At 66.1% G+C, this 5,845-nt stretch carries 6 protein-coding genes and 1 pseudogene; 5 read left to right on the forward strand and 2 right to left on the reverse strand.

Annotation, left to right across the window (positions count from 1 at the left end):
- Positions 1-861: 861 nt before the first annotated feature.
- Positions 862-2,073, forward strand: a complete 1,212-nt coding sequence (locus tag ON062_RS13565) for an IS110 family transposase (RefSeq protein WP_274647682.1) — start codon at positions 862-864, stop codon at positions 2,071-2,073.
- Here ON062_RS13565 and ON062_RS13570 read toward each other — a convergent pair whose 3' ends face one another.
- The gene (locus tag ON062_RS13570) at positions 2,074-2,403 is read right to left on the reverse strand and encodes a MazG nucleotide pyrophosphohydrolase domain-containing protein (RefSeq protein ID WP_274647677.1); all 330 of its coding nucleotides are present in this window, start codon (positions 2,401-2,403) and stop codon (positions 2,074-2,076) included. It abuts the gene before it with no gap.
- 323 nt (positions 2,404-2,726) lie between these two features.
- Here ON062_RS13570 and ON062_RS13575 point away from each other — a divergent pair, with 323 nt between their 5' ends.
- The 4 genes and pseudogenes from ON062_RS13575 to ON062_RS13590 form a co-directional block, all read left to right on the forward strand.
- Positions 2,727-3,146, forward strand: coding sequence for a hypothetical protein (locus tag ON062_RS13575; RefSeq protein ID WP_274647678.1), 420 nt, complete (start codon positions 2,727-2,729; stop codon positions 3,144-3,146).
- On the forward strand, positions 3,143-4,456 hold the full coding sequence (locus ON062_RS13580) for a tyrosine-type recombinase/integrase (RefSeq protein ID WP_274647679.1): 1,314 nt from the start codon (positions 3,143-3,145) through the stop codon (positions 4,454-4,456). Before ON062_RS13575 ends, ON062_RS13580 begins: the two co-directional genes overlap by 4 nt.
- Positions 4,453-4,740 carry a DUF6262 family protein gene (locus ON062_RS13585; RefSeq protein WP_274647680.1) on the forward strand — a complete coding sequence of 96 codons (288 nt, stop codon included), beginning with the start codon at positions 4,453-4,455 and terminating at the stop codon, positions 4,738-4,740. The genes ON062_RS13580 and ON062_RS13585 overlap by 4 nt, the downstream gene beginning before the upstream one ends.
- Before the next feature lie 41 nt (positions 4,741-4,781).
- Positions 4,782-5,013, forward strand: a pseudogene (locus ON062_RS13590) (integrase core domain-containing protein); the annotation flags it as partial.
- A 162-nt stretch (positions 5,014-5,175) separates the two neighbouring features.
- Here the strand turns inward: ON062_RS13590 and ON062_RS13595 are convergent.
- On the reverse strand, positions 5,176-5,845 hold a 670-nt coding region (locus ON062_RS13595; protein ID WP_274647681.1), incomplete at its 5' end, for a DUF416 family protein.

The following is a 5,845-nucleotide window of genomic DNA, read 5'->3' on the forward strand; positions in this document are numbered from 1 at the left end:
TGAGCTAGATGTGCATCATCACACACGAATGCCCCACACACGCAATCGACACAGCGCCCTCACCAGCGTTCACTTCTGCGGTCACTCCGCCGCACGCGGTAGCGGAAGGGCACCCGCCCACGCTCGAGCAACGGGCTCGACTCACGATGGGGCATCCAATCAAGGCAGAAACTCCATCGATGAACCCACACCGACCCCGCCCCGCCAACGACAGGACGAGCGATCTCGTCGGCGACGTCGCTTCCCACGGTCTGCCCGCGCGGACGAGCATCCGCGGGCACCACGGATAGAGAGCCTGCAAAGACCATTGATGCTTCCGGTTGCCTCGACTTAGCACCGATTCACGAACAACGTATCCACAAGAACAATCAATCCCTGGTGAGATTTTTGCTGTCCCACCAGGGATTTTCCGACTATGTCGGGATGACAGGATTTGAACCTGCGACCCCTTGGAGAGTTCGGGCGAATTCCGAGTCTCACCGGATGTCTGGGGAACCCTCGGGTTCCCTTGTGTTGACAGGGAACCGGACGGTTCGAGTTCTCCGATTGTATCCGGTTGATTCGGGTCGTCCCTGGGTGATTGAGGTGGCCAAGTGATGACGCACTCCCCCGCGGACCCGTTACTTTCTTCGTGACCGTCTGGCGGTGGATGCTGGGCGGTGACGGCCTGCCGGGCCCGGCATGATTGCTGCCCCCTGTCCTTGATGATCCGGGGGGTGTTGTCACCGGGCCTGGTTGGCGGTGTGTGATCGCTGATAGGGGCTGGACCCGGGCATGCTCGAGGTCGTTCGTAACGTGGATGCCGAGACGCACCGCCTGCGGACGCCGTCGAGCGAAACGGAGGATTCAGTGGTCACCAGCATCGACAGATACGACGAGGTCGAGGTGTTCGTCAGGCTCCACGTCGGCAAGGGCGAACACCACGCCGTTGCTCTCGACCGGTCGGGCAAGCGGCTGTTCGATAAGGCGCTGCCGAACGACGAACGCCGGCTTCGTGGAGTGCTCGACCAGCTCGCAACGCACGGCACGATCCTCCTGGTCGTGGATCAGCCGGCGACGATCGGCGCGCTGCCCGTCGCCGTCGCGCAAGCCGCCGGCGCGATCGTGGGCTACCTGCCCGGGCTGGCGATGCGGCGCATCGCGGACCTTCACCCGGGTGAGGCGAAGACCGACGCGAGAGACGCGGCGATCATCGCCGAGACGGCGCGGACGATGCCGCACACACTCCGCTCGGTCCAGGTCGCTGACGAGCAGGTCGCGGAACTGAGCATGCTCTGCGGGTTCGATGACGACCTCGCCGGACAGATCACCCAAGTCAGCAACCGGATCAGAGGTCTGCTCACGCAGATCCACCCCGCGCTCGAGCGGGTGATCGGACCACGGCTGGACCATCCCGCGATGCTCGACCTGCTGCAGCGTTACCCGTCACCGGCGGCGATGAAGGCCGCGGGTGAGAAGCGGCTCGGGAACCGGCTCCTGAAGAACGCGCCGAGGAAGGGTCGCGTCTGGGCTGGCGAGATCGTAGCGGCGCTGGGCGAGCAGACCGTCGTGGTCACCGGCACCGGCACCGACGCCGCCGCCCTCGTCCTTCCGCGGCTCGCTGAGCAGCTCGCCGCATTGCGGCGGCAGCGCGACGAAATCGCCGTCGAGGTCGAGACGATCGTCGAGCAGCACCCTCTTCAGCCGGTCCTGACGAGCATGCCCGGAGTCGGCGTCAGGACCGCAGCCCGGCTCCTCACCGAAGTCACCACCAAGACCTTCCCCACGCCCGGTCACCTCGCCGCTTACGCCGGCCTCGCACCTGTCACGAGGCGCTCCGGAACATCCATCCGCGGCGAACATCCATCCCGCCGCGGGAACAAGATCCTGAAACGGGCCATGTTCCTCTCCGCCTTCGCCGCTCTCCGCGACCCCGAATCCCGCGCCTACTACGACCGCAAGATCGCCCAAGGCAAACGCCACAACCAAGCACTCATCGCCCTCGCCCGACGCCGCTCCGACGTCTTGTTCGCCATGCTCCGCGACGGCACCCTCTACCAGTCGCGACCGACCAAACCCGCCCTCGCTGCTTGATCAGTCCTGCTCGGACGCGCCGCCCAGGCGACCAGACAACTCGTCCATCGTGGTCACAAAGGCCTTCTCCAGATCGAGGTCGAACGCGTCGGCGATCGCGATCAGCGACCACAGGCAGTCGGCGAGCTCGTGTTCAAGCGCGGCATCCAGATCAGAACGCGGCCGACCCCCTGCCTTCCCCTGCGCGAGCTTCGCGAGGTCACCCACATCACCGACGAGACCGAGAACAAGCTCCTCCGCGGTCCACGCGCGTCCGAAGTGTTCCACGTCCCGCTCGCCATACAGCGCCGCCACACGCCGAGCCATCTGCTGCATCGCCTGAAACTCCACGCACCAAGTATCTCGATTCATCTGCCAACGACTTGACGAAAGACATAGGGGCACGTTACGTTCACCTCGCTCCTGCTCACGTGAAGGCCCAGTTCGATGCGGCTCGCGAACGCATCCGCGCGCAGCAGCGGTGACGTCCCGCTCGCGTCGCTGCGAGGCGATGACCTGCGGGATGCGTATCTGGATCACTGACGGCGACCGGTCGCGGGAACCTCCCCTACGAGCGGGCCGCGCGACGGTTCTTCGAGACCTGGCCCGACCCGCAGGACTGGGCCGCGACGCCGCTCGCGGAGCGGTTGTCAGCAACGCCGGCGATGCGTCCGGTGATCACGTTCCTGATGCTGCACTGCAGGTTGCGGCCGGGATACGACTATCTGCTGGCGCGGAAGCTGTCCCCGCTCTGGAGGGAGATCCAGACCAGCCCGCTGCGAGCCGAGATCGACGGGTTCCTTCACGAGGCCGAACAGCTCGGGTTCACCGCCCGCACCCGGCTCGCGACAGGCTCCCAAGTCCCGATCCGGCTGCTGATCCAGACCGGCAAGCCGATGCGGCAACTCACCCTCCACGACCTTGAGGAGTTCGCCGCGGCCTGCCGGGAACGCGAGCACGAGACGGGGAGGGGCGCGAATCACTATCTCGCGGCGATCAGCATGACCCACATGGTGTTGTTCCATCTCGGTGTCCTCGATTCCCCGCCCCGCAGCGGCGGTCCCGTCCCCTACGAGGAGCGGCTCGCGAGGTGACCACGGCGTTGCGGGCGGAGCTGGTCGGCTACCTGGAACGCAAACGCGCGACCTGCGACCGGAAGACGGTGTCGGCGACGGCAACACGGCTGAAGCACTTCGGGGTGTTCCTCACAGTCACCGACCCGACGCTTCAGAGCGTGAGGGGTCTGGATCGGCGACGTCACATCGAACCGTTCCTTGCCTCGCTGGTCGACGCGGTCAGCGACAAGGACGGCGCCCCGATCAGCATCGGCGACCGCAACCGGCGGGTTGTCGCGGTCGCGACGTTCCTCCGCGACATCACCGAATGGGGTTGGGACGCTGCCCCACCTCCCCGGAAGGTGTTGTTCCGCGACGACATCCCCACGCTCCCGCAGGTGCTGCCTCGCTACCTCACGATTGACGCCGACCGGCGCCTCACCGCCGCGTTGACCGAGCATCCCGACAACGAGCTGGCCGCGCTGGCGTTGCGGCTGCAACGAGCCTGCGGGCTGCGGATCGGGGAACTCCTCGATCTCGAGCTGGACTGCGTCCACGAGCTCGACGGGAACGGAGCCTGGCTGAAGGTCCCGCTCGGCAAGCTCGCCACCGAACGCATGGTCCCACTCGATTCCGAAACGCTCGAGGTGATCGACCGGGTCACCCAGATCCGCTCCCACGGCAGACCACTCCCGCACCCCCGCTACCGGCGGCCCGCGCAGTTCCTGTTCACCTACCTCGGCCGCAGGCTCACACAGCAGGGCGTCCGCCGCGAACTCGATCACGCCACCGAGATCGCCGGGCTCGGGCACATCACCTCCCACCAGCTGCGACACACCTACGCGACCGCGCTGGTCAACGCCGGCGTCTCCCTGCAAGCACTCATGGCGCTCCTCGGCCACCAGTCCGCGGAGATGAGCCTCCGCTACGGGCGCCTCTTCGACCAGACGGTCCGCACCGAATACGAACGCGCCCTCGACCTCGCGAAACAGAACACCCCTGTCGTCGCGGCGGGAGACACGGGCGGGCGCACCCAACTGCCGCTGGCTGTCATCACCGGCGGACGCGACTGGAAAGACACCCCGCTGCTGAAGTCCCGCATGGCCGGCGGGTTCTGCCTCCGCACCCCAGCGCAAGGCGCATGCAGCTACGCGAACATCTGCGAGCACTGCCCGTCCTACCGCGCTGAGCCATCGTCGCTGCCGATCCTCGCTGCGCAACGCGTCGACGCCGACGCTCTCGCCCGCGACGCGGAACAGCGAGGATGGATCGACGAGGCCGAACGCCACCACAAACTCATCGCCCGCCTCGACGCGCTCATCGCCGACACGGAGACCCAGACCGGATGACCAGCACCACGCTGAACCAGATCGAACGAGCCTGCGCCGACCTCGCCCGAGACGGGCACCCGATCACGATCGCCAAGGTCGCCGAGCACGCCGGCATCTCCCGGTCCACGATCTACCGCAACCCCGAACTCCGCGCCATCATCGAGCACCACCGCGAGGCTGTCGCCGACGGCAGCATCACCGCGATCACCGACGAACTCGCCACGCTCCGCCAAGCCGTCCAGACCCTCGCCGACACCGTCCGTCACCACGACGCGCAACTCCGACGCCTCACCCGCGACTGACCGCGTTACCCGGCCAAACCCAGGCCCGAGGCCGATTAGCCGGATAAGCCGGGGACAACGCGCTCGCGGAATCGCAGATCGGGCTCTGCAAGTCCGAGCTTATCCACCACGACGGCCCGTGGCGGGGACGTCGACCAGGTCGAGGCCGCGACCGCGTCATGGGTGCTGTGGTTCAACACCGAACGCCCCCACGGCTCGATCGACGACCTCACCCCACTCGAGGTCGAGCAGCTCGACTACGCTCGCATCGAACCGGTCGAGCGAGCCGGCTGACACCAGCAAACACCTCTCCGGACATGCCGGGGCGTCAGTTCTCGTAGATGCGTCTCGCGGCATTCTCGATCTGACCGCGTGTCGCCTGCGCCCTCCCATCTCGCCCACGCCCGATCGCTGTTCGCGATGCGGTGGGCCACCTCATCTCTGGGTTTTTTGGCGTCAAGGTACGGAGGCGCCGAACACCCTGCTGCTTTCCTCGGCATCCGCCCGAAGAAGCTTGACGCTGAACGGTCGATCTTCTACGGCGCCCAGTGTCCGCGCAAGAGTTTCAAGAACGCTTTGAACGATGGCTGACCCCAATACCGTATCCTCGGCGTCAGAACCAGTTAGGTCGATCTCCGGGTTCTGCTGTAGCACCACGGAGTCGGCCAATTCGTATACCTGCCGTGCGGCCCATCCGGCCTCCTGCGGGTCATCGGTCAGCCAGGTCCGTATCGCATAGGCAGCCGCAGCCGCAGCGTTCTGTGCGTATGGCGACTCGTGGGTCCAGTTGTCCTCATCGCTCGGCACCATCGCCTCGGCCTCGGCTTGCAGCGTGAGCATCTCGGCCCTCGACGGAGCGTCAGTCGCCGCCGCCCAGGCTGCGCTTACGATCGCCTGTAGCTTGACGCCAAGCTCTGGCCGTCCCTCCGAGCGGGAATATCGCTCGAACATAGGCAGGAGAAGTTGAGCACACGATGCCGCGAAGACTGTCTTGGATCGCTTGTCAAGTCTCGAGAGTCTCTCGACCAGAAGGCCCTCATCATAGGTTCGCAAGTTCACCACCACCAAGCCCCGGACTCCAGAACACCGACACGCCCTTGGGATCAACAAGATCGAACCCAACCCC

Origin of the sequence: Microbacterium sp. C7(2022), assembly GCF_028823665.1 — a bacterium.
In the GTDB taxonomy this organism is placed as follows: domain Bacteria; phylum Actinomycetota; class Actinomycetes; order Actinomycetales; family Microbacteriaceae; genus Microbacterium.